Raw genomic sequence first — 21,735 nt, 5'->3', positions numbered from 1 at the left:
AGTGGACGGGAGGCCGGGGCTACCATGATCCTTTCGCCACGAGGAGGTTCCATGACGATCAGACGATTGTTCTCCCCCCTGACCAGCCTGGTGATATTCATTCTGGGTCACGGCCTGTTCAACACCCTGCTGACGCTGCGCCTGTCGGCGGAGGAGGTGTCGGCCCAGGCCATCGGCCTGGTGTCGGCCGCCTACTTCGGCGGGCTGGTGCTGGGCGCCTTTGTCAACGCCCGCCTCATCATCCGGGTTGGCCACATCCGGGCCTATGCGGCCTATGCTTCCCTGCTCTGTTTCCTGTTCCTGCTGCACGGCATGGTGGTCGAGCCTGTCACCTGGGCGGTACTGCGACTGGTGGGGGGCTTCGCCACCGGCGGCCTGTTTGTGGTGCTGGAGTCCTGGATGCTGGTCTCCAGCACCCCGGCCAACCGGGGGCGTCTGATGTCTCTTTACATGATCCTGCTCTACGGCTCCCTGGCTCTGGGCCAGCAGCTGCTGAAGTGGGTGGATCCCATGGTGCTGACCCCCTTCGCCCTGTGCGCCATGGCGGCGACCCTGTCGGTGGTGCCGCTCGCCCTCTCCCGGGTGGCGACCCCTGCCATGGTGGCCCCCCAGGCGGTCGGGGTGCGGGAGCTGGTGCGGCTGACCCCTGCGGGGATGGCGAGCAGCTTTACCTCCGGTCTGGTGCTGGGGGCCATCTATGGCCTGTTGCCGCTCTATTTCGCCGACAGCGGCGCCTCTCTCGCCCGGGTGGCGGACATGATGGCGCTGGTGATCCTGGGGGGCATGTGCCTGCAATACCCCATCGGCCGGATGTCGGATCGCTACGACAGGCGGGGGGTGATCCTGCTGCTCTGCGCCGTGCTGACCCTGCTCGCGATCCTGATGGTGTTGCTGCCGGATGCCTGGCGCGGCCCCGTCGAGGGGAGCCTGGTGTTCCTGCTGGGGGGCATGGCGTTCTCCATCTATCCCTTGAGCCTCAGCCACGCCTGCGACGAGCTGGATCCGGATCAGGTGCTGGGGGCCAATCAGGGGCTGCTGCTCGCCTACAGCCTGGGAGCCATGATAGGCCCCTTGCTGGCCCCCTTCGTCATGGGGTGGTTCGGGCCGCAAGGGTTGTTCGTCTACTTCGCGCTGTGCGGGTTGCTGCTGTCCGCCTATCTGGAGTGGCGCAGGAGGCAGCGGGCGCCCATCCCCCTGGCCGAGCACCAGGTCTTCATGCCGGTGCCGCCCAATACCCCCATGACGGCGGAGCTTGAGCCCAGAACGGATCTGGACGGGGAGGCGGTCCCCACGAGCTATGCCACGCCGGAGCCCGCAGCGCCTGAACCAGAGGCGAGCGAACCGGAAGAGGCCAAGTGCTGAACCTGGTGATTCACCCATAAAAAACCGACTCCCTGGAGTCGGTTTTTTGTTGGCCTGAAGAGGATTATCAGGCAGTCACGGTGTCGGCCTGGGTGGCCTGGGCCTCCGGAGCCGGGGTGCGAATGAGGTAATCGAACGCACCCAGGGCAGCGGTAGCACCAGCCCCCATGGAGATGATGATCTGTTTGAACGGCACCGTGGTGGCGTCCCCTGCGGCGTAGACGCCGGGCAATGAGGTGGCACCCTTGGTGTCGATCTCGATCTCGCCAAAGCGGGTCAGGGCAATCTCGCTCCCTTTCAGGAACTCGGTGTTCGGCACCAGACCGATCTGGACGAAGATGCCAGCCACCGCCAGGTGCTTGATTTTCCCGGTGGTGCGATCTTCGTAGTCCATGCCCACCACCTTGCTGCCGTCCCCGATCACTTCTGTGGTACGGGCGCTCATGATGATGTCGATGTTGCCCATGGAGCGGGCCTTCTTCTGCAGCACCTCGTCGGCACGCAGGGTATCGGCAAACTCCACCACGGTGACGTGTTCGACGATGCCGGCCAGGTCGATGGCCGCTTCGATGCCGGAGTTACCGCCACCGATCACCGCCACGCGCTTGCCCTTGAAGAAGGGACCGTCGCAGTGGGGGCAATAAGCCACGCCTTTGGTGCGGTACTCGAGCTCACCCGGCACGTTCAGGTCGCGCCAGCGGGCACCGGTCGCCAGGATGACGGCGCGGCTCTTCAGGGTGGCGCCGGAGGCGAGATCCACGTTCACGTAGCCATCCTTGCTGATGGCGGCGGCACGCTGCTCGGTGATCACTTCCACGCCGTACTGCTTGACGTGCTGCTCCAGGCTGGCGGCCAGCTTGGGGCCCTCGGTGTAGGGCACGGAGATGAAGTTCTCGATGCCGACGGTGTCCATCACCTGGCCACCGAAACGCTCGGCGACGATGGCGGTGCGGATGCCTTTGCGGGCGGCATAGATGGCGGCAGCGGCGCCGGCCGGGCCACCGCCCACGACCAGCACGTCGTAGGGAGCTTTTTCGCTCAGCTCAGCGGCCTTGCGCTCGGCGGCGCCGCTGTCGACCTTGGCCAGGATCTCTTCCAGGGAGATGCGGCCCTGGCTGAACGGCTGACCGTTCATATAGACGTTCGGGACTGCCATGATCTGGCGCTCGTTGACCTCGTCCTGGAACAGGGCGCCGTCGATCATCACGTGCGTGATGTTCGGGTTCAGGGTCGCCATCAGGTTCAGGGCCTGTACCACGTCCGGGCAGTTGTGGCAGGAGAGGGAGATATAAGTCTCGAAGTGGAACTCACCCTTCAGATTCCTGATCTGCTCCAGCACGGCCGGATCGGCCTTGGAGGGGTGGCCGCCGCTTTGCAGCAGGGCGAGCACCAGGGAGGTGAATTCATGACCCATGGGGATGCCGGCAAAGTGCACGCGCGGGGCTTGGCCCTGGGACGCGATGCTCATGGAAGGCTTGCGGGCGGCAGTGCCAGAGGTCTGGGTAATCTTGGGGGACATCTCGGCGATCTCGGTGGCCAATGCCAGGAGTTCGGCGGATTTGTCGCTGTCGTTGCCGGACACGCTGATCTCGATGGGATTGACGATGTACTGCAAGTAACCGTTGAGCTGTTGTTTGAGGTTGGTATCTAACATGGTCGAATTCCTTCTTGCTGAATGCGGGTCGGCGATATGACTGAATACAGTAAAGGCTGGGCCGAAAAGCAGGCCGTCGCCCTTGAGCCAGGCCGGAAAACAGACCGGCCCTGAAACGGGCCGGTCTTTAGAGCGGGGAGGCTTAGATTTTGCCTACCAGATCCAGGGACGGGGCCAGAGTGGCTTCGCCTTCTTTCCACTTGGCCGGGCAGACTTCACCCGGGTGAGCGGCAACGTACTGGGCAGCCTTGACCTTGCGCAGCAGCTCCAGAGCGTCACGACCGATGCCGCCAGCGTTGATTTCAACGATCTGGATGACGCCGTTCGGGTCGATAACGAAGGTACCGCGGTCAGCCAGGCCAGCTTCTTCGATCATCACGCCGAAGTTGCGGGTGATGGTGCCGGTGGGGTCACCGATCATCGGGTACTGGATCTTCTTGATGGTGTCAGAAGTGTCGTGCCAGGCCTTGTGGGTGAAGTGGGTGTCGGTGGAGACGGCGTAGATCTCGACGCCCAGCTTCTTGAAGGAAGCGTAGTTGTCTGCCAGGTCGCCCAGCTCGGTCGGGCAAACGAAGGTGAAGTCAGCCGGGTAGAAGAACACCACGGACCACTTGCCTTTCAGGTCAGCGTCGGACACCTGAACGAATTTGCCTTCGTGGTAGGCGGTAGCGTTGAACGGCTTGATTTCAGTGTTGATGTAGGTAGACATGTATTTGCTCCTTGGTGATGTACATATGCCTGTCTGGTGTTGAGTCTTGTGCCAGACGAGGCGCTTAACTTTCGATGGAGGCATCATAGTGGCTTTTTCTAATCGGTCAAAGCCACAATTTTGAATCACATAAATCTATTTATTAGATAACCCATCGCAACTGTACCTGACATGAATATCTCAGGCCTGCAGAGATAACTCATTGTCGAAGTTCAATTTCTGTCCTCCGTGTCACATTTTCAAGGCCCGGGTGGGATCTTGTTTTATGTGGCGGGGTGGGGAAGGGGTGGCGGGAGAGGAAAAACGCGGACAAAAAAATCCCGGCGCGGTCGCAATGACAGGGCCGGGTCATCAAACAAGGAATGGCGATATAAATGCTTTACAGCAAAGACTAACTACGGGGTGTGCAAACTTGCGGATATATGAAGAGAAGAAGTCGGGTGCACAATCCTCATCTCCTCTTCGGCAACCATTGCATGACGGGCATCTTAGTGTGATGAAGATCACATTGCAAGTTTGTGGTGTAATTTTTCAGTCAAACTGAAAGTGTTTCAGCATTATAGCCGTTTAAATAGACTGAAAACGCTTTTATTGTAATTTTATTACAGTTTTTTGTGATCAAAAGTCGGTGGGGGGGTCCTGTTCTTCCATCAGCTCCAGCAGGTTGATGGCCACCGCGATGAAATCCGACTCGGTGACGATGCCGATCAGCTTGCGCCCCTTGAGCACCGGCAGGCAGCCATATTTGTGGCGCTGCAGATAGAGTGCCGCCTCCTTGATGCCCGCATGGGGATCCACGCTCGCCACCTGGCGGGTCATGATCTCGTCGAGCTGGACACTGTCGGTGAATTCCGCCTCCCGCTCCGGGTTGATCAGCAGCAGCTTGGACTCGCGGGTGGCCAGGATGTCGGAAAGGGTGACCAGGCCCAGCAGGTGGTGGTGCTCGTCGACGATAGGGATGTGGCGGATCCGCTCCTGCTGCATCAGCTCCATTGCCTGCTTGACGCTGTTCTCCGGACCCAGGGTGAAGGGATGTTCAGTCATGATCTCGGATAGGGTCATCATGGTGGGCCTCCTTGTGTATCTGCTTTCACCCTAGCCCAGCCCCGGCGGGCAGAACATGATCAGGGTCAATACAAAAGAGTAAAGGTTTTTTAACGGGGGGTCTCTCACAGAATTGCCCGCTATCCCTTGTCTGCCTTGGGTTTTTAGTCTTTTGGGTTGCCTTGCAAGAGGGGGATAACTAGACTAGCCGCCGATTCCCCCGAGGTGAAAGATGCAAGTATCCGATTTTCATTTTGATCTGCCAGACGAGCTGATTGCCCGCTACCCGATGGCGGAGCGGACCGCCAGCCGCCTGCTGCAGCTCGACGGTCAAACCGGCGCCCTGCGCCACGGTCACTTTGTGGATGTGCTTGACCAGCTCAACCCCGGCGATCTGCTGGTGTTCAATAATACCCGGGTCATCCCCGCGCGCATGTTTGGCCAGAAGGCCAGCGGCGGCAAGCTGGAGGTGCTGGTGGAGCGCATTCTGGACGAGCACAGCGTGCTGGCGCACGTCCGCTCGTCCAAGTCCCCCAAGCCAGGCACCCGCCTGATCCTGGATGCCGGTGCCGACGGCGTGCCCGTCGAGGCCGAGATGCGGGCTCGTCACGACGCCCTGTTCGAGATCCACTTCCTGGACCCGCGCCCGGTGCTGGAGATCCTGGAGGCCATCGGCCACATGCCGCTGCCGCCCTATATCGACCGCCCCGACGAGGACGCCGACAAGGAGCGCTACCAGACCGTCTACAACCAGAAGCCTGGTGCCGTGGCGGCGCCGACCGCCGGCCTGCACTTCGACGAGCCGCTGCTTGAACGGATCCGCGCCAAGGGGATAGCGACGGCCTTCGTCACCCTGCACGTAGGGGCGGGCACCTTCCAGCCGGTGCGCGTCGACAAGATTGAAGATCACCACATGCACTCGGAATATGCCGAGGTCCCGCAGGAGGTGGTGGATGCCATCGCGGCAACACGAGCCCGTGGCGGTCGTGTCGTCGCGGTCGGGACCACCTCGGTGCGATCGCTCGAGAGCGCGGCCAAGGTGACCCTGGCCCAGGGCAAGCCGCTGGCGCCTTTCTTCAGCGACACCGACATCTTCATCTTCCCGGGCTACGAGTTCCAGGTGGTCGATGCGATGATCACCAACTTCCACCTGCCCGAATCCACCCTGATCATGCTGGTCAGCGCCTTCGCCGGCTACGACAATGTGATGACCGCCTATCAGGCCGCCGTGACCGGGCAGTACCGTTTCTTCAGCTACGGGGACGCCATGTTCGTCACCCGTCGCCGGGCGCAGGCTTAAACCTCGCCCTTCAGAAGCCGTTCAGGGACTGCTTGTCAGTATCCCGGCCGGCTTCTTTTTTCCGGGCCCATCGGGCCCTCCGTTGTCAGACTGTTTCTCTGACTGATAGAGGTAGCAATGAAATTTGAACTGAAAACCACCGATGGCCGTGCCCGTCGCGGCCAGCTGGTATTCGAGCGCGGCACAGTGCAGACCCCGGCCTTCATGCCGGTCGGCACTTACGGTACCGTCAAGGGGATGACCCCGGAAGAGGTGCGCGACACCGGCGCCCAGATCCTGCTCGGCAACACCTTCCACCTCTGGCTGCGCCCGGGTCAGGAAGTGATGCGCGCCCACGGCGATCTGCACGACTTCATGAACTGGCAGGGGCCCATCCTGACCGACTCCGGCGGTTTCCAAGTGTTCAGCCTGGGTCACATCCGCAAGATCACCGAGGAGGGGGTGCACTTCCGCCATCCCATCAACGGCGAGAAGATCTTCCTCGACCCCGAGAAGTCCATGGAGATCCAGTACGATCTGGGCTCCGACATCGTGATGATCTTCGACGAGTGCACCCCGTACCCGGCCACTTATGAAGAGGCGCGCAAGTCCATGGAGATGTCCCTGCGCTGGGCCAAGCGCTCCCGGGACAAGTTCGATGCCCTGGGCAACAAGAACGCCCTGTTCGGTATCATCCAGGGCTCCGTCTATGAGCCGCTGCGGGATGTCTCCCTGGACGGCTTGCTGGAGATCGGCTTCGACGGCTATGCGGTCGGTGGTCTCGCCGTGGGGGAGCCCAAGGAAGACATGCACCGCATCCTCGAGCACGTCTGCCCGCGCATTCCGGCGGACAAGCCGCGCTACCTGATGGGGGTGGGCAAGCCGGAAGATCTGGTGGAAGGGGTGCGCCGCGGTATCGACATGTTCGACTGCGTGATGCCGACCCGCAACGCCCGCAACGGCCACCTGTTCACCACGGACGGCGTGGTCAAGATCCGCAACGCCAAGTACCGGGAAGACACCAGCACCCTGGATGCGGATTGTGACTGCTACACCTGCAAGAACTACACCCGCAGCTATCTGTACCATCTGGACAAGTGCAACGAGATCCTGGGTGCCCGTCTGAATACCATCCACAACCTGCGTTATTACCAGCGCGTGATGCAGGGTTTGCGGGACGCGATCGAGCAGGGTAAATTAGACGACTTTGTAACTGAGTTTTACCGTCGGCAAGGGAAGCCTGTGCCTCCACTGGCTGAAAATGACGTGAAATAACAACGATATATAAGTTAGTTTTCAAATCTACATCAATAAGAGGTTGTTAAATGAGCATTATCTCCAAGGCGTATGCAGAAGGCGCGGCTCCGGCAGCACAGGGTGGTGGCATGGAAATGATCATCATGCTGGCCGTGTTCGGTCTCATCTTCTATTTCATGATCTACCGTCCCCAGGCCAAGCGTGCCAAGGAGCATCGCAATCTGATGAGCTCCCTCTCCAAGGGCGACGAAGTGCTCACTTCCGGTGGCCTGGTCGGCAAGATCGCCAAGGTCTCCGCCGATAGCGACTACATTGTGCTGGCCCTGAACGATCAGACCCAGGTCACCATCAAGCGTGACTTCGTCTCTGCCGTTCTGCCCAAGGGTTCTATCCAGTCCCTCTAATCTCCCGAGGAGCACAGCGTGTTAAATCGCTATCCGCTGTGGAAATACCTGATGGTGATCGTGGTGATCGCCATCGGTTTTCTATATGCAGCCCCCAATCTTTACGGCGAAGACCCGGCTCTGCAGGTCTCTGCCAGCCGCGGTGCCGAAGTCAAACTAGAAACCCTCGATCAGGTGAAAGAGACGCTGGAGGCAACCGGGATCCCGGTCAAGCATGCGGCGTTCGAGCACGGCTTCATCCTGATCCGTTTCAATAACACCGAAGACCAGCTCAAGGCCCGTGACATCGTTGCCAACAAGCTGGGCGACAACTTCATCACCGCCCTCAACCTGGCACCGTCCACCCCCGCCTGGCTCGAAGCCATCGGCGCGGCGCCCCTGAAACTCGGTCTTGACCTGCGCGGCGGCGTGCACTTCCTGATGGAAGTGGACATGGCCGAGGCGCTGACCAAGCAGCAGGAGCAGATGGTCCAGGACTTCCGCTCCGAGCTGCGCACCCAGAAGATCCGTTACTCCGGCGTGCGCCGGGTCGGCGATCAGGTGCAGGTGGTGTTCCGTGACGAGGCTGATCAGGCCAAGGCGATCTCCTATCTGCGCCGTCAGAACCCGGATCTCACCTTCACAGGCGAGCAAAAGGGGGATGACTTCATCCTGCTGGCCGCCTTGAGCGAAGCCAAGATCAAGGAGGTGAAGAAGTACGCCCTCGAGCAGAACATCACCATCATCCGCAACCGGGTGAACGAGCTGGGGGTGGCCGAGCCGCTGGTCCAGCAGCAGGGCGCCGAGCGCATCGTCGTCGAGCTGCCGGGGATCCAGGACACCGCCCGTGCCAAGGAGATCCTGGGGGCCACCGCGACCCTGGAGTTCCACATGGTCGATGAGGCCGCCGACATCCAGGCCGCCGCCAGTGGCCGGGTGCCGCCGAGCTCCAAGGTCTACAACGATCGCAACGGTCGTCCCGTGGTGCTGCACAAGCGCGTGATCCTGACCGGTGACCACATTGTGGGTGCCCAGTCCGGCTTCGATGAGTACAGCCGTCCCCAGGTCAACATCAAGCTCGATGGCCAGGGTGGCAACAAGATGGCCAACTTCACCAAGGACAACGTTGGCAAGGGCATGGCCACCGTCTTCATCGAGTACAAGCCGGTGGGACAGCCTGGTCCGGATGGCAAGCGCAAGTTCCGCAAGCAGGAAGAGGTGATCAACGTCGCGACTATCCAGTCTCGTCTGGGTAGCCAGTTCCGCATCACCGGGATCGACAACGCCAACGAAGCCCACAACCTGGCGCTTCTGCTGCGTGCCGGTGCCCTGATTGCCCCCATCCAGATCGTCGAAGAGCGCACCATAGGCCCGAGCCTGGGTCAGCAGAACATCGACAGCGGGATGGAAGCCATCGGCTGGGCCATGCTGGTGATCGTGCTGTTCATGGGGATCTACTACCGAGCCTTCGGCTGGGTGGCAAACCTGGCGCTGACCATGAACCTGGTGCTCATCGTCGGCATCATGTCGATGATCCCCGGGGCCACCATGACCCTGCCGGGCATCGCCGGTATCGTGCTGACGCTCGGCATGGCGGTGGATGCGAACGTGCTGATCTACGAGCGTATTCGTGAAGAGATCCGCAACGGCCGCGGAGTGCAGCAAGCCATTCACATGGGCTTTGATCGTGCCTTCTCCACCATCGCCGACTCGAACGTCACCTCGCTCATCACCTGCGTGATCCTGTTCGGTATCGGCACCGGTGCCATCAAGGGCTTCGCCCTGACCCTCGGGATCGGTCTGACCGCCTCCATGTTTACCGCCATTACGGTATCCCGCGCCATCATCAACCTGGCCTGGGGCGGACGGCGCATCGACAAGCTGCCGATCTAAGGAAGAGACATGTTTCAAATTCTACATTTTGAAAAGCCCATCCCCTTCATGCGCTTCGCCAAGCTGGGGATGGTCCTCTCCGCGCTGGTGACGGTGTTCGCTCTCTACGTTCTGTACGACCGCGGCCTGAACTGGGGGTTGGACTTCACCGGTGGCACCACCATCGAGGTGGGGTTCGAGCAGTCGGTGAGCCTGGACAAGATGCACGAGGCGCTGGATCAGCAGAAGATTGAAGGGGCAACCCTGCAGTTCTTCGGCTCCAGCCGTGACGTGCTGGTGCGCATGACCCCGAAAGAGGGGGTCAAGGTGGAACAGCAGGGCAACGAAGTGCTGGCGGCAGCCAAGCTGATCGACGAGAGTGCCGTGCTCAAGCGCGTCGAGTTCGTCGGCCCCTCCGTGGGTGACGAGCTGGCGACAGACGGTGCCCTGGCCATGCTGGCCTCCATCCTCTGTATCCTGATCTACGTGGCGGTGCGCTTCGAGTGGCGTCTGGCCACCGGGGGTATCCTCTCCCTGGCTCACGATGTGATCATCACCCTCGGCATCTTTGCCTACTTCCAGTACGAGTTCGATCTGACCGTGCTGGCGGCGCTGATGACGCTGGTGGGGTACTCCCTGAACGACACCATCGTCGTGTTCGACCGCGTGCGGGAGAACTTCCGCAAGGTGCGCCGTGGGGATACCGCGGAGATCATGGATCTCTCCATGACCGAGACCCTGAGCCGGACCATCATCACCTCGGGGTTGACCTTCGTGGTGGTGGTGGCGCTGCTGCTCAAGGGCGGGCCGCTCATCCACGGCTTTGCCATCGCCATGGTGATCGGGGTGGCCTTCGGGACCTACTCCTCCATCTATGTGGCGAGTGCCTCTGCCATGTTCCTCGGGGTCAAGCGGGAGCACATGCTGCCGACCCAGGTGGAAAAAGAGGGAGCGGATCAACAAGAGATCCTGCCGTAACAGACAAGGGCGCCGCAAGGCGCCCTTTCTCTTGTGGGCTGGGTGAGTCATGATGCTTCCCACACACCCATCTCCGATTACCCAACGCAAGGAGCAAGCCAATGCAACATAACCCCCGTTTTCTGGCCCTGGTCGAGGCCATTCGTCCGCAGGTGCAGGAAACCGACGTTCACCAGATCAAGCGCTGGCAGGATGGAGGCCGGGATTTTCACCTGGTCGACGTGCGCGAGGAGAGCGAATGGGCCAAGGGCCATCTGCCAGGCGCCACCTACCTGGGGCGTGGGGTGATAGAGCGGGACATCGAGACCCGCTATCCCGATCCGACGACCGAGCTCTACCTCTATTGTGGTGGCGGATTTCGCTCCATCCTGGTGGCGGACAACCTGCAGAAGATGGGGTATTCCCACGTCGTCAGTGTCGATGGAGGCTTTCGTGGTTGGAGTGAGGCCGGATACCCTGTCGAATCCTGATTTATTTGAGGGATAGGGGTTGCGCCACATGACAAACGGCCCCGTGATCTTTACCATATGCGGGGTCAAGCGTAAGCGTCGGAGTGTTCATTGAACGTCAGGATAGGGATTGGATACCTCACGGGTATCCTGTTGTTGCTCCCCATGTGGGGATGCAGCAGTAGCAGTCAGGTACAAACGCCTCAAGTTCCCAAGCCGCAACCCGCTTCACTGGTATTGGCGACCCCTTTGCAGGTCTCCTACCAGAGCGAGTTGGCGCTGGCGCGACTCGGGCAGATGCTCAGTGAAATGGAATTGACGACCGAACAGCGGGCAGAACTCTTCTACGAGCGTGCCGTGGTGTTTGACCGGGTTGGCTTGCGCTCCCTCGCACGGCTCGACTTCAACCGCGCTCTGCGGGAGAAGCCCGACTTTGCCGAGGCTTACAACTTCATCGGTGTCTATCTGGTTCAGCAGCAGAACTATGACGAGGCCTATGAGGCCTTCGATTCGGCCCTGGAGCTGGCCCCGGATTACGACTATGCCTATCTCAATCGGGGGATTGCCCTCTATTACGGCAACCGTCCCGAGCTCGCCACGGCCGATATGAAGCGCTTCTACGAGGCGCAACCGGAAGACCCTTACCGGGTGCTCTGGCTCTACCTGGCCGAGCAGAAGCTCAACGGGCCGGCGGCCATGAGCCGGATGCGCGAGCGGCTCAACAAGTATGATGACGATGCCTGGAACTGGGATCTGGTTCGCCTCTACACCGGCGAGATCAATGCCACCCAGCTGATGACCAACGTGGTGAAAGGGGTGAAGGACAACCGGGAGCTCGCCGAGCGCCTGTGCGAAACCTACTTCTATCTCGGCAAGTTCGAGCTGGCCAAGGGCAACCGCAAGGAGGCCATCAGCTACTTCAAGCTGGCGCTGGCGAACAACGTCTATGACTTCATCGAGCATCGCTACTCCCTGCTGGAGCTGGAGCTGATGGCGCGCAAACCCCTTCCGCCAGGTGCCCAGGGCAAGAACGGCAAGGCGTGATGCGCCTGTCGCCCCTGTGAAAAAGGCCTCATTGCGAGGCCTTTTTGCTGTCTGCGATATGGGATTGCTGCCCGGCTCGGGCCTGGGGCAGGGGACCATGATGGTCGCCCTGCTGTGCGCATCTCTTCGTTATTCCACCAGGCTCATGCCCGGGATCTGGCGCCAGTAGCCGTTGCAGTCCCGCTCCTGTTGCAGAGGAAGGGGGGCCTGCCCCTGCGCATTGGCCTTGAAGCGTGCCAGCATGTCCAGGGTGTCCAGTCCCTGGGGAGAGAGACGCACCACGTCCACCAGTCCTGCCATGCCCGCAAGCTCGTTGCCCAGGTTGTAGCAGTAGCCGGACTGGGTCTGGATGCCGTTGAGGTTGAACACCTTCTGCCCCTCGCGGCTGTTGGCCAGCCGTCCGGTGGGGTAGTGGATGCAGGCGAGCTCACAGCTGTCCTTGGGCTTGTCCAGGGAGCGGGCGGTGAAGCAGCGCGCCGAGTAGGCGAGGGGCAGATGACCATAGGCGAAGACCTCCACCTCGAACTGCTGGCGCTCCTTGCCCAGATCCTGGACAAGCTGCACCAGCCAGTCGCGGGACAGCTCCACCGGCATCACCCAGCGTTGCATCCCGCTTCTGAGCAGCATGCGCAGCACGTCGGCGTTGTAGGCGTTGATGGCGGGGCCGCAGACAAAGGGGAGGCCGCCCTCGCGGGCAAGTTGAACCGTGCCCAGATCGTTGGCCTCGATCAGGAGATCGCCGTTGTCGACCAGCCGCTTGACCTCCTTGAGCTCCGACGGCGCCGAGATCAGGGCCAGGGTGGAGAGCACGGCCTGCTTGCCGGAGCCGGCCACCTGGCGGGCCAGGGCAATCCAGTCATCCACTTTGAGTTCACGGCGCTTGCTGCACACCGTCTCCCCCAGATAGATGATGTCGGCCTGGCTTTGGGCTGCCGCCTCATAGAAGGCCTGGGTATCGGCCTTGGGCCAGTAGAAGAGCAGGGGCCCGAGAGAGAATTGCATCAGTGGCGCTCCTTGTTGCCGCAAGTGAAGAGGAGAAAAGAGAAGGGCATCGGGGACTCCTTACTGCCACTGGCGATGATAGGCACCGAGGGTGGTCTGGCTTCCCTCGGAGACGCGGGCGAGCTGGGCGTCCCACTCGGCCTTGACCTGATAGGCTTCGGGGTTGGCTTGATAGGCATCGATGGCGGCGCGCCAGACCCGGGTCACCTGCTCCACATAGGCAGGACTGCGCTGGCGTCCTTCGATCTTCACCGACTGGATGCCGGTCTGGCACAACTCGGGCAACAGGCCCAGGGTGTTGAGGCTGGTCGGCTCCTCCAGGGCATGGTAGGTCTGGCCGTCCACCTCGAAGCGCCCCTTGCACAGGGTCGGGTAGCCGGCGTTTTCACCCCGGCCGTAGCGATCGATCAGCACCTCGTTGAGCCGCGACTCGAGGCCGAGTGGGGTTTCCTCCCAGCGCACGAACTTGGCGGGTGAGCAGGCCCCCACGGTATTGGGGCTCTCGCCGGTCATGTAGGACGAGAGGTAGCAGCGCCCTTCCGCCATGATGCAGAGGCTGCCGAAGGCGAACACCTCTAGGCCGACGTCGGTCTCGCGGGCCAGCTGTTTCACCTGGTGCATGGAGAGCACCCGCGGCAGTACCACACGGCCGACGTTGAAGTGCTGCTGGTAGAAGCGGATGGCGGCGGCGTTGGTGGCGCTGGCCTGTACCGACACGTGAAGTTCCATGTCGGGGTGGCGGCGACTGGCGTAATCGAGCACGGCGAGATCGGCGATGATCAGGGCATCGGCCCCGAGCGCCACCCCCTTGTCGACCGCCTGCTTCCAGCGGGCATCGGAGCCAGGGTGGGCGAAGGTGTTGATGGCGATGTGCAACTTGCGGCCGTGCTGGTGCACGTAGTCGACCGCTTTATCCAGCTTGCTGTCGGTGAAGTTGAGGCCGGCGAAATGGCGGGCGTTGGTGTCATCCTTGAAGCCGATATAGACGGCGTCGGCTCCGTTGTCCACGGCCGTCTTCAGTGCCGGCAGGCTGCCTGCCGGGCAGAGTAATTCCATCGGGTACGCTCCGAGAGGGCAAAATGTAAAAAAGTGGCCCGATTGTATGCATGCTCGCGCCCCCACTTTTTGACCTGAGGCAGCTTTAGGTGGCTTTACCCTTCTCGAGGTAAGTGGGCACAAGTTTGATTTTCAACAGGATCTGGATGAAGGGCCTGTGCTTGAATGCGCAAAAAACTGGGAGTTTATCGTGCTTCAACAACTGCAACACCGCCTGGTCGAACAGGCTCCTCGTCTCTTGCGCCACCCCCTCAAGCTGGTGCCCTTCGCCTTGCAACAGAACCTGATGGAGGCCCTCCTGGCAAAGGTATTCGGGGAGGCCATCGACGAGGGGGATTTTGCATTTCTGGCGGGAAAATGGCTGAAGGTCGAGGTCACGGATCTCGGGCTCTGCTGGTTTATCAGCGAACGTGACGGGAAGCTGGTGGTAGCCCGTCAGTGCGAACAGCCCGATGTCTGCTTCAGCGGCAGCAGCCAGGATCTCATCCTGATCGCCGGGCGCCGTGAAGATCCGGATTCCCTCTTCTTCCAGCGCAGATTGAAGATAGAAGGGAAGACGGAGCTGGGTCTGGAGGTGAAAAACCTGATGGACAGCCTGGATCTCGACGGTCTGCCCGCCCTGATGAAGTATCCCCTGATGGATCTGGCCACGCTGATCGAACGCGTCCGCGCCAACGCGCCCTCAGCGCAGGAGCCGGCTCCCGCGTCTGTGGGTTGAGCTGCGCCTCAGTTGCTTGGCCAACCCCCTGGCATGGTGGCGGTGCAGACGCCGGGCCCACAGGCATCGACAGCCCCACAAACAGGGGAGCAGCGCCAGCAGCGGCGTGGTCTCAGGCAGGCGCAGCAGCATCAGCCCCAGCGCCAGCCACAGAAACGGCAGGGCCTCATAGAACCATTCAGGTTGCAGCCAGCGCTTGGCCGGGAAGATCACGAGATCGGTACGCCGGTAGTTGGAACGCATCATCCAGATGAGGGTCCCCACCACAAACAGCAGGGCGGCCGCGAGCCAGATCAGGGGAGAGTGGGCGAAGAGCCACAGGGCGGCGGCCATGAACAGATACAGCTGCGGCAGTTGCTCGTAGATCCAGAGAGGAAGCATGGACGGGCTCCGTGACGGCGGCTCATCCTTTAAAGCTAGTCTGAGGGCGCACCTCTCCTCAGGCCGGTTGGTTATACGAAGGATCACGTTAGTTCTGAAATGCGAGGTCAGAAGCGGTGCCAAAATAGCGATTGGTTATGTTACAATTGCGCGCCATTTTTGACTGAAGATTGACTGGGCATGCTGGATCAGATTCGTATCGTCTTGGTAAACACCTCCCACACCGGCAACATGGGGTCTGCGGCGCGGGCCATGAAGACCATGGGGTTAACCCAGTTGGTGCTGGTCGATCCGCAAGCCTTGCCGGACGAAGAGGCGGTCGCCCTGGCGGCCGGTGCCAGCGATGTCCTCGCCAGTGCCCGCATCGTGCCGACGCTGGATGAGGCTATCGCCGATTGTGGCCTGGTCATCGGTACCAGTGCCCGCTCCCGTACCCTGAGCTGGCCCATGCTGGATCCCCGAGAGGCGGGCCATCAGCTTGTGCAGGAAGGGGGTCAGCATCCGGTCGCCCTGGTCTTTGGCCGGGAACGCACCGGCCTCACCAACGACGAGCTGCAGAAGTGCCACTACCATGTGGCCATTCCGGCCAACCCCGACTATAGCTCGCTCAATCTGGCCATGGCGGTGCAGACCCTCTGCTATGAGATACGGATGCGCTGGCTGGCGCTGCAGGAACAGCCGGCCTCAGAACCGGGTGCGGAGCCGGTGGCCTATCCCAGCGCGCAGCAACTGGAGGGGTTCTATCTGCATCTGGAGCAGACGCTGCAAAAGACGGGATTCATTGCCGACGATCACCCTGGTCACGTGATGAGCAAGCTGCGTCGCCTGTTCAATCGGGCTCGACCGGAGGCGGTGGAGCTGAATATCCTGCGCGGCATCCTCACCTCGGTTCAGAAATCCCGGCCGCAGGATTAATCCCGACTGATTTACTCAACCATATACTTGACTGATTTAGTCGGGTATGTGACCATGTGCCTTATATTGATTGGTTCGCAAGACGGTAAGGCATATGAGACTGACCTCAAAAGGACGTTACGCAGTGACAGCCATGCTCGACGTGGCGTTGCATGCAGAGCAGGGGCCCGTTCCCCTCGCTGATATTTCAGAACGCCAGGGCATCTCCTTGTCCTATCTGGAACAGCTGTTTGCCCGTCTGCGCAAGCATGGCCTGGTGAGCAGCGTACGTGGCCCGGGCGGCGGCTATCGCCTCGGTCTGGCCCCTGGCGAGATTTCGGTAGGTCAGGTGATCACCGCGGTCGATGAATCGGTCGATGCGACCAAGTGCCTCGGCAAGGGGGGCTGCCACGGCGGTACCCAGTGTTTGACCCACTCCCTGTGGCGCGACCTGAGCGAGCGAATCTCGAGCTTCCTCGGTGATATCACCCTGGCGGAGCTGGTCGGCCAGGCCGATGTGCGCCGCATAGCCGGCAAGCAAGATGAACAAATGAAGACCGTGTTGTCCCTGGTTGACCGGGCAGAACGCGGTGATGTGAGCTTGAAAGTCCAACTATAAACGTGCTTTCCACGACGAGTCGCAGTGTGACCCCGTCGTAACGGAGAAAAAGATGAAACTGCCTATTTACCTTGATTATTCGGCAACCTGTCCGGTGGACCCGCGTGTCGCAGAAAAAATGATGCAGTGCCTCACCATGGACGGCCTGTTTGGCAATCCTGCCTCCCGTTCCCACCGTTTCGGCTGGCAGGCCGAAGAGGCGGTCGATCTGGCCCGTAATCAAGTGGCAGAGCTGATCGGTGCCGACCCGCGCGAGATCGTCTTCACCTCCGGTGCGACCGAGTCCAACAACCTGGCCATCAAGGGCATCGCCCATTTCTACGCCGGCAAGGGCAAGCACATCATCACCTCCAAGACCGAGCACAAGGCCGTTCTGGATACCTGCCGTCAGCTGGAACGTGAAGGCTACGAGGTGACCTATCTCGAGCCCATGCCCAACGGCCTGTTCACTCTGGAGCAGATCGAAGGCGCACTGCGCGATGACACCATCCTGGTGAGCATCATGCACGTCAACAACGAGATCGGCGTGGTTCAAGACATCGCCGCCATCGGCGAACTGTGCCGCTCCCGCAAGATCCTGCTGCACGTGGACGCGGTCCAGAGCGTGGGCAAGATCCCGGTTGACGTGGAAGCCCTGAAGGTTGACCTGCTCTCCATGTCTGCCCACAAGGTATACGGTCCCAAGGGGATCGGAGCCCTGTACGTGCGCCGCAAGCCGCGAGTACGTCTGGAAGCCCAGATGCACGGTGGCGGTCACGAGCGCGGCATGCGTTCCGGCACCCTGGCAACCCACCAGATCGTCGGCATGGGTGAAGCCTTCCGCATCGCCAAGGAAGAGATGGCGAGCGAGAGCCAGCACATCATGGCCCTGCGTCAACGTCTGTGGGACGGCATCAAGAACATCGAAGAAGTCTATATCAACGGGGATCTGGACCACCGTGTCCCGGGTAACCTGAACGTCAGCTTCGCCTATGTGGAAGGGGAATCCCTCATCATGGCGCTGAAGGATCTGGCTGTCTCCTCCGGCTCGGCCTGTACCTCTGCCAGCCTGGAACCCTCCTACGTGCTGCGCGCCCTGGGCCTGAACGACGAGTTGGCACACAGCTCTATCCGTTTCAGCATCGGTCGCTTCACCACGGAAGAGGAGATCGACTACGCAATCAAGCTCATCTGCGACTCCATCGGTCGTCTGCGCGAGATGTCCCCCCTGTGGGAGATGTTCAAGGACGGCGTCGATCTGAACACGGTCGAATGGGCACATCACTGATCCTTGCCACAAGTGCAAGTGTTTGGTGAACAACGGAATTAGCAGGAGTTAGATATGGCTTACAGTGAAAAAGTAATCGACCACTACGAGAATCCCCGCAACGTCGGTGGTTTTGACAAAAACGACCCCAGCGTCGCCACCGGCATGGTCGGTGCACCGGCCTGCGGCGATGTCATGAAGCTGCAACTGAAGATCAGCGATGACGGCATCATCGAAGACGCCAAGTTCAAGACCTACGGTTGTGGTTCTGCCATCGCCTCCAGCTCCCTGGTGACCGAGTGGGTCAAGGGCAAGACCCTGGACGAAGCGGCCGGCATCAAGAACACCGACATCGCCGAAGAGCTGGCGCTGCCGCCGGTGAAGATCCACTGCTCCATCCTGGCGGAGGATGCCATCAAGGCCGCCATCGCCGATTACAAGCAGAAGAAAGGTCTTTAAGGTCCGGAGAGCAGTATGGCCATAACCATGACAGATGCCGCAGCGGCGCGGGTTTCCTCCTTCATGACCAACCGGGGCAAGGGCATCGGCCTGCGCCTCGGTGTCAAGACGACCGGCTGTTCGGGCCTTGCCTACGTGCTCGAGTTCGTGGATGAGCTGGCCGCCGAGGATCAGGTGTTCGAGCAAAAAGGCGTCAAGATCATCGTCGATGCCAAGAGCCTGATCCACCTGGATGGCACCGAGCTGGACTTCGTGAAGGAAGGCCTCAACGAGGGTTTCCAGTTCAACAACCCCAATGCCAAGGGCGAATGCGGTTGTGGCGAAAGCTTCAGCGTCTAGGTGATTGAGCTGACGAGAAATCGTCGGCTCAACAGCCTCGCCAGCGTCAAAGGCCAGTGCTTTCGTGTCTGACGCCTTGCTCATCAACACAGTGGTATGGCCCCCATGCCACTGCTTCCATGTTCAAGACGAGTGTGATGGCGGTACCCGCGGTATTGTCTGAGGACGTACGATGAATCATTTCGAGCTGTTCGGGCTGGCAGAGGGCTTCGAGCTCGATACTCGCCAGTTGGCTGACACCTATCGTCAGTTGCAAGCCCGTTTTCACCCCGATCGTTTTGCCACCGCCCCCGAGCGGGAGCAGCTGGCTGCGGTGCAGCGTGCTGCCCAGATCAACGATGCCTTTACTACCCTCAAGGCGCCCCTGCGCCGAGCCGAGTATCTGCTCTCCCTGCGCGGTACCGATATCCGTGGCGAACAGCAGACGCTGCAAGATCCTGCCTTCCTGATGCAACAGCTGGAGTGGCGCGAGCGTCTGGCCGATCTCAAAGGAGATGCGGATCCTGAGGGGGCCGTCCAAGATTTTCGCCGAGAAATCAGGCATGATCACCAGTCTCTGATGCAACGGCTGACCCAGGCCCTCACGTCGGGTGAGGATCTGACCGCAGCGGATTGCGTCCGCAAGCTCAAGTTTGTCGACAAGCTCCTCGAGGAGCTGGAACGATTCGAAGACTCGCTGTTCGAGTCTTGATCCCCTAACGCAGGAATTGTGATTACCCATGGCATTACTGCAAATCGCCGAGCCAGGCCAGAGCGCCGCGCCTCACCAGCATAAACGGGCCGTCGGCATCGATCTCGGCACCACCAACTCCCTGGTCGCCGCCGTGCGCAGCGGCCAGGCCGATACCCTCTGCGACGAGCAGGGGCGTTTCCTGCTGCCCTCCGTGGTGCACTATCAGACCGATGGCCAGGTGCGGGTCGGGGTTGACGCCAAACGTGAGGCGGCCCTCGATCCCCACAACACCATCGTCTCGGTCAAACGGATGATGGGCAAGGCGCTGGCCGACATCGATACCCGCCAGCAACCCTATGAGTTCGTGGCTGCCGACAACGGCATGCCCCAGCTTCAGACCCGTCAGGGACTGGTCAACCCGGTTCAGGTCTCCGCCGAGATCCTGAAGACCCTGGCAGAGCGCGGCACCGCCTCCCTCGGGGGAGATCTCGACGGCGTGGTCATCACGGTGCCCGCCTATTTCGACGATGCCCAGCGTCAGGGCACCAAGGATGCTGCCAGGCTGGCCGGTCTGCACGTGCTGCGCCTGCTGAACGAGCCCACTGCGGCGGCCATCGCCTATGGTCTTGACTCCGGTCAGGAAGGGGTGATCGCCGTCTATGATCTCGGCGGTGGCACCTTCGATATCTCCATTTTGCGCCTGCATCGCGGCGTCTTTGAAGTGATGGCCACCGGCGGCGATTCGGCCCTGGGTGGCGACGATTTCGACCACCTGCTGGCGGACTGGCTCAAAGAGCAAGCCGGGTTGTCCGGTCAGCTCGACGCCCGTACCCAGCGCGAACTGCTGGACGTGGCCGCCAGCGTCAAACACGGCCTGACGGATGCCGACAGCGTCCCTTGCGCCTTTGCCGGCTGGCAGGGTACGGTCACCCGCAGCGAGTTTGACGCGCTCATCACCCCCCTGGTCAAGCGTACCCTGCTGGCATGCCGCCGCGCCCTGCGCGATGCGGGTCTCGAGCAGGAGGAGGTGCTGGAAGTGGTGATGGTCGGCGGCTCGACCCGGGTGCCTCTGGTGCGCGAGCTGGTGGGGGAGTTCTTCCAGCGCCCGCCGCTCACCAGCATCGACCCCGACAAGGTGGTGGCCATCGGTGCCGCCATCCAGGCTGATATCCTGGTGGGCAACAAGCCCGACGCCGAGATGTTGCTGCTGGACGTGATCCCGCTCTCTCTGGGTCTTGAGACCATGGGAGGCCTCGCCGAGAAGGTGATCCCGCGCAACACCACCATACCGGTGGCCCGTGCCCAGGAGTTCACCACCTTCAAGGATGGTCAGACCGCGATGGCGATCCATGTGGTGCAGGGGGAGCGCGAGCTGGTGGCGGATTGCCGTTCCCTGGCCCGCTTCACCCTGACGGGCATTCCGCCCATGGCGGCGGGGGCGGCCCACATTCGCGTCACCTTCCAGGTGGACGCGGACGGTCTGCTGTCGGTCAGCGCCATGGAGAAATCCTCCGGCGTGCAGGCCGAAATCCAGGTCAAGCCCTCCTACGGGCTGGCGGAAGAGGACATTCTCAGCATGCTGAGCGCCTCCATCGCCAATGCCCAGCAGGACATGGACGCCCGCATGCTGGCGGAGCAGCAGGTCGAGGCGGATCGCGTGGTCGAGAGCCTCAATGCCGCCCTGGCCGCCGATGGCGAGGCGCTGTTGAGCCCTGCCGAACGCGCGCACATTGATGAGGCCATCCAGCATCTGCTGGTCATGCGCCACACTGGTACCACGAATCAAATCAAAGATGCCATCGAGGCGGCGGATGCTGCCAGTGGCGAGTTTGCGGCCCGTCGCATGGATGCTTCCATTCGCAAGGTGCTGACCGGCCAAAACGTCAACAAGGTGTAATATGCCAAAAGTGATCATTCTGCCTCACCCCGAACTCTGTCCGGAGGGCGCGGCCCTCGAAGGCGTGAGCGGTGAGACCATACTGGACATCGCGCTGCGCAACGGCATCGAAGTCGAGCACGCCTGCGAGAAGTCCTGCGCCTGCACCACCTGCCACTGCATCGTGCGGGAAGGGTTCGACTCCCTGGAGCCCAGCGACGAGCTGGAAGACGACATGCTGGACAAGGCGTGGGGGCTGGAGCCGGAATCCCGCCTAAGCTGCCAGGCCAGGCTAGCGGACGAGGATCTGGTGGTGGAACTGCCCAAGTACACCCTGAACCTGGCGTCCGAACGCCACTGATGGCCGCTTAATTACACATGAGTGAATTGAGTGTGCAGCATCACGCGGTGCAGTAATGATATGGTGAAGGCCGTGACCCT

At 61.3% G+C, this 21,735-nt stretch carries 23 protein-coding genes; 17 read left to right on the top strand and 6 right to left on the bottom strand.

The features are described from left to right. The first annotated feature begins 51 nt into the window (after window positions 1–51). Window positions 52–1,362, top strand: coding sequence for an MFS transporter (locus I6L45_RS18260; protein ID WP_216982860.1), 1,311 nt, complete (start codon window positions 52–54; stop codon window positions 1,360–1,362). A gap of 67 nt (window positions 1,363–1,429) precedes the next feature. On the opposite strand, the gene ahpF is transcribed toward I6L45_RS18260, so the two are convergent. The 3 genes from ahpF to I6L45_RS18245 all read right to left on the bottom strand — a co-directional run bounded on the left by ahpF (window position 1,430) and on the right by I6L45_RS18245 (window position 4,790). After that, window positions 1,430–3,016, bottom strand: a complete 1,587-nt coding sequence (gene ahpF / locus I6L45_RS18255) for an alkyl hydroperoxide reductase subunit F (protein WP_216982859.1) — start codon at window positions 3,014–3,016, stop codon at window positions 1,430–1,432. 142 nt (window positions 3,017–3,158) lie between these two features. Continuing rightward, window positions 3,159–3,725: an alkyl hydroperoxide reductase subunit C gene (ahpC, locus tag I6L45_RS18250; protein WP_043759863.1), complete on the bottom strand. Its 567-nt coding sequence runs from the start codon at window positions 3,723–3,725 to the stop codon at window positions 3,159–3,161. A 618-nt stretch (window positions 3,726–4,343) separates the two neighbouring features. Continuing rightward, entirely contained in the window at window positions 4,344–4,790 is a 447-nt protein-coding gene (locus I6L45_RS18245) for a CBS domain-containing protein (protein ID WP_216982858.1), read from the bottom strand. Window positions 4,791–5,001: 211 nt separating this feature from the next. Between I6L45_RS18245 and queA the strand changes: the two genes are divergently transcribed. The 7 genes from queA to nlpI all read left to right on the top strand — a co-directional run bounded on the left by queA (window position 5,002) and on the right by nlpI (window position 12,031). Further along, window positions 5,002–6,069, top strand: coding sequence for a tRNA preQ1(34) S-adenosylmethionine ribosyltransferase-isomerase QueA (gene queA, locus I6L45_RS18240; protein WP_216982857.1), 1,068 nt, complete (start codon window positions 5,002–5,004; stop codon window positions 6,067–6,069). Between the two features lie 117 nt (window positions 6,070–6,186). After that, window positions 6,187–7,323, top strand: a complete 1,137-nt coding sequence (gene tgt, locus I6L45_RS18235) for a tRNA guanosine(34) transglycosylase Tgt (RefSeq protein WP_043759869.1) — start codon at window positions 6,187–6,189, stop codon at window positions 7,321–7,323. A 50-nt stretch (window positions 7,324–7,373) separates the two neighbouring features. Then, complete coding sequence (yajC, locus tag I6L45_RS18230; protein WP_010675070.1) at window positions 7,374–7,709, top strand: preprotein translocase subunit YajC; 336 nt, start codon at window positions 7,374–7,376, stop codon at window positions 7,707–7,709. A gap of 18 nt (window positions 7,710–7,727) precedes the next feature. Continuing rightward, window positions 7,728–9,581 (top strand): protein translocase subunit SecD, encoded by a 1,854-nt coding sequence (gene secD / locus I6L45_RS18225; RefSeq protein WP_134695003.1) that lies wholly within the window; start codon window positions 7,728–7,730, stop codon window positions 9,579–9,581. A 9-nt stretch (window positions 9,582–9,590) separates the two neighbouring features. Continuing rightward, complete coding sequence (gene secF, locus I6L45_RS18220) at window positions 9,591–10,538, top strand: protein translocase subunit SecF (protein WP_043759873.1); 948 nt, start codon at window positions 9,591–9,593, stop codon at window positions 10,536–10,538. Window positions 10,539–10,639: 101 nt separating this feature from the next. Continuing rightward, window positions 10,640–11,008, top strand: coding sequence for a rhodanese-like domain-containing protein (locus tag I6L45_RS18215; RefSeq protein ID WP_216982856.1), 369 nt, complete (start codon window positions 10,640–10,642; stop codon window positions 11,006–11,008). A gap of 90 nt (window positions 11,009–11,098) precedes the next feature. Beyond that, window positions 11,099–12,031, top strand: a complete 933-nt coding sequence (gene nlpI / locus I6L45_RS18210; protein WP_280634145.1) for a lipoprotein NlpI — start codon at window positions 11,099–11,101, stop codon at window positions 12,029–12,031. A 129-nt stretch (window positions 12,032–12,160) separates the two neighbouring features. On the opposite strand, the gene I6L45_RS18205 is transcribed toward nlpI, so the two are convergent. Together I6L45_RS18205 and I6L45_RS18200 are read right to left on the bottom strand one after the other, a co-directional pair. Then, the gene (locus I6L45_RS18205) at window positions 12,161–13,033 is read right to left on the bottom strand and encodes a U32 family peptidase (RefSeq protein ID WP_216982855.1); all 873 of its coding nucleotides are present in this window, start codon (window positions 13,031–13,033) and stop codon (window positions 12,161–12,163) included. A 60-nt stretch (window positions 13,034–13,093) separates the two neighbouring features. Then, a complete protein-coding gene (locus I6L45_RS18200; RefSeq protein WP_043759880.1) occupies window positions 13,094–14,089 on the bottom strand; it encodes a peptidase U32 family protein in 996 nt (331 codons plus the stop codon). A 190-nt stretch (window positions 14,090–14,279) separates the two neighbouring features. On the opposite strand from I6L45_RS18200, the gene I6L45_RS18195 reads away from it, so the two are divergent. After that, on the top strand, window positions 14,280–14,807 hold the full coding sequence (locus I6L45_RS18195; protein ID WP_134695005.1) for an SCP2 domain-containing protein: 528 nt from the start codon (window positions 14,280–14,282) through the stop codon (window positions 14,805–14,807). Here the strand turns inward: I6L45_RS18195 and I6L45_RS18190 are convergent. After that, complete coding sequence (locus I6L45_RS18190) at window positions 14,772–15,188, bottom strand: hypothetical protein (RefSeq protein WP_043759882.1); 417 nt, start codon at window positions 15,186–15,188, stop codon at window positions 14,772–14,774. The two genes, I6L45_RS18195 and I6L45_RS18190, sit on opposite strands and share 36 nt — an antisense overlap. A 180-nt stretch (window positions 15,189–15,368) precedes the next feature. Here I6L45_RS18190 and trmJ point away from each other — a divergent pair, with 180 nt between their 5' ends. The 8 genes from trmJ to fdx all read left to right on the top strand — a co-directional run bounded on the left by trmJ (window position 15,369) and on the right by fdx (window position 21,655). Then, entirely contained in the window at window positions 15,369–16,103 is a 735-nt protein-coding gene (gene trmJ, locus I6L45_RS18185) for a tRNA (cytosine(32)/uridine(32)-2'-O)-methyltransferase TrmJ (protein ID WP_216982854.1), read from the top strand. 94 nt (window positions 16,104–16,197) lie between these two features. Next, entirely contained in the window at window positions 16,198–16,701 is a 504-nt protein-coding gene (iscR, locus tag I6L45_RS18180) for a Fe-S cluster assembly transcriptional regulator IscR (protein ID WP_025327241.1), read from the top strand. 52 nt (window positions 16,702–16,753) lie between these two features. Beyond that, window positions 16,754–17,968: an IscS subfamily cysteine desulfurase gene (locus I6L45_RS18175; RefSeq protein WP_043759886.1), complete on the top strand. Its 1,215-nt coding sequence runs from the start codon at window positions 16,754–16,756 to the stop codon at window positions 17,966–17,968. 54 nt (window positions 17,969–18,022) lie between these two features. Continuing rightward, window positions 18,023–18,406, top strand: coding sequence for a Fe-S cluster assembly scaffold IscU (gene iscU, locus I6L45_RS18170; protein WP_010675059.1), 384 nt, complete (start codon window positions 18,023–18,025; stop codon window positions 18,404–18,406). A gap of 15 nt (window positions 18,407–18,421) precedes the next feature. Continuing rightward, complete coding sequence (gene iscA / locus I6L45_RS18165; RefSeq protein WP_042076614.1) at window positions 18,422–18,745, top strand: iron-sulfur cluster assembly protein IscA; 324 nt, start codon at window positions 18,422–18,424, stop codon at window positions 18,743–18,745. A 172-nt stretch (window positions 18,746–18,917) separates the two neighbouring features. Then, window positions 18,918–19,436: a co-chaperone HscB gene (hscB, locus tag I6L45_RS18160; RefSeq protein ID WP_043759888.1), complete on the top strand. Its 519-nt coding sequence runs from the start codon at window positions 18,918–18,920 to the stop codon at window positions 19,434–19,436. Between the two features lie 28 nt (window positions 19,437–19,464). Next, complete coding sequence (gene hscA, locus I6L45_RS18155; protein ID WP_216982853.1) at window positions 19,465–21,315, top strand: Fe-S protein assembly chaperone HscA; 1,851 nt, start codon at window positions 19,465–19,467, stop codon at window positions 21,313–21,315. A 1-nt stretch (window position 21,316) separates the two neighbouring features. Then, window positions 21,317–21,655, top strand: coding sequence for an ISC system 2Fe-2S type ferredoxin (fdx, locus tag I6L45_RS18150; RefSeq protein WP_043759889.1), 339 nt, complete (start codon window positions 21,317–21,319; stop codon window positions 21,653–21,655). Window positions 21,656–21,735 lie beyond the last annotated feature (80 nt).

This window comes from Aeromonas sp. FDAARGOS 1415, assembly GCF_019048365.1.
Classification (GTDB): Bacteria; Pseudomonadota; Gammaproteobacteria; order Enterobacterales; family Aeromonadaceae; genus Aeromonas; species Aeromonas taiwanensis.
Note: the sequence above shows the minus strand (reverse complement) of the source record. Positions and strands in the feature narration are given on the sequence as shown.

Bases quoted from the DNA above. Each gene is read 5' to 3' on its own strand.
- I6L45_RS18260 (WP_216982860.1), top strand. From the start codon at position 52: ATGACGATCAGACGATTGTTCTCCCCCCTGACCAGCCTGGTGATATTC.
- ahpF (WP_216982859.1), bottom strand. From the start codon at position 3,016: ATGTTAGATACCAACCTCAAACAACAGCTCAACGGTTACTTGCAGTAC.
- ahpC (WP_043759863.1), bottom strand. From the start codon at position 3,725: ATGTCTACCTACATCAACACTGAAATCAAGCCGTTCAACGCTACCGCC.
- I6L45_RS18245 (WP_216982858.1), bottom strand. From the start codon at position 4,790: ATGATGACCCTATCCGAGATCATGACTGAACATCCCTTCACCCTGGGT.
- queA (WP_216982857.1), top strand. From the start codon at position 5,002: ATGCAAGTATCCGATTTTCATTTTGATCTGCCAGACGAGCTGATTGCC.
- tgt (WP_043759869.1), top strand. From the start codon at position 6,187: ATGAAATTTGAACTGAAAACCACCGATGGCCGTGCCCGTCGCGGCCAG.
- yajC (WP_010675070.1), top strand. From the start codon at position 7,374: ATGAGCATTATCTCCAAGGCGTATGCAGAAGGCGCGGCTCCGGCAGCA.
- secF (WP_043759873.1), top strand. From the start codon at position 9,591: ATGTTTCAAATTCTACATTTTGAAAAGCCCATCCCCTTCATGCGCTTC.
- I6L45_RS18215 (WP_216982856.1), top strand. From the start codon at position 10,640: ATGCAACATAACCCCCGTTTTCTGGCCCTGGTCGAGGCCATTCGTCCG.
- I6L45_RS18205 (WP_216982855.1), bottom strand. From the start codon at position 13,033: ATGCAATTCTCTCTCGGGCCCCTGCTCTTCTACTGGCCCAAGGCCGAT.
- I6L45_RS18200 (WP_043759880.1), bottom strand. From the start codon at position 14,089: ATGGAATTACTCTGCCCGGCAGGCAGCCTGCCGGCACTGAAGACGGCC.
- I6L45_RS18190 (WP_043759882.1), bottom strand. From the start codon at position 15,188: ATGCTTCCTCTCTGGATCTACGAGCAACTGCCGCAGCTGTATCTGTTC.
- trmJ (WP_216982854.1), top strand. From the start codon at position 15,369: ATGCTGGATCAGATTCGTATCGTCTTGGTAAACACCTCCCACACCGGC.
- iscR (WP_025327241.1), top strand. From the start codon at position 16,198: ATGAGACTGACCTCAAAAGGACGTTACGCAGTGACAGCCATGCTCGAC.
- I6L45_RS18175 (WP_043759886.1), top strand. From the start codon at position 16,754: ATGAAACTGCCTATTTACCTTGATTATTCGGCAACCTGTCCGGTGGAC.
- iscU (WP_010675059.1), top strand. From the start codon at position 18,023: ATGGCTTACAGTGAAAAAGTAATCGACCACTACGAGAATCCCCGCAAC.
- iscA (WP_042076614.1), top strand. From the start codon at position 18,422: ATGGCCATAACCATGACAGATGCCGCAGCGGCGCGGGTTTCCTCCTTC.
- hscB (WP_043759888.1), top strand. From the start codon at position 18,918: ATGAATCATTTCGAGCTGTTCGGGCTGGCAGAGGGCTTCGAGCTCGAT.
- hscA (WP_216982853.1), top strand. From the start codon at position 19,465: ATGGCATTACTGCAAATCGCCGAGCCAGGCCAGAGCGCCGCGCCTCAC.
- fdx (WP_043759889.1), top strand. From the start codon at position 21,317: ATGCCAAAAGTGATCATTCTGCCTCACCCCGAACTCTGTCCGGAGGGC.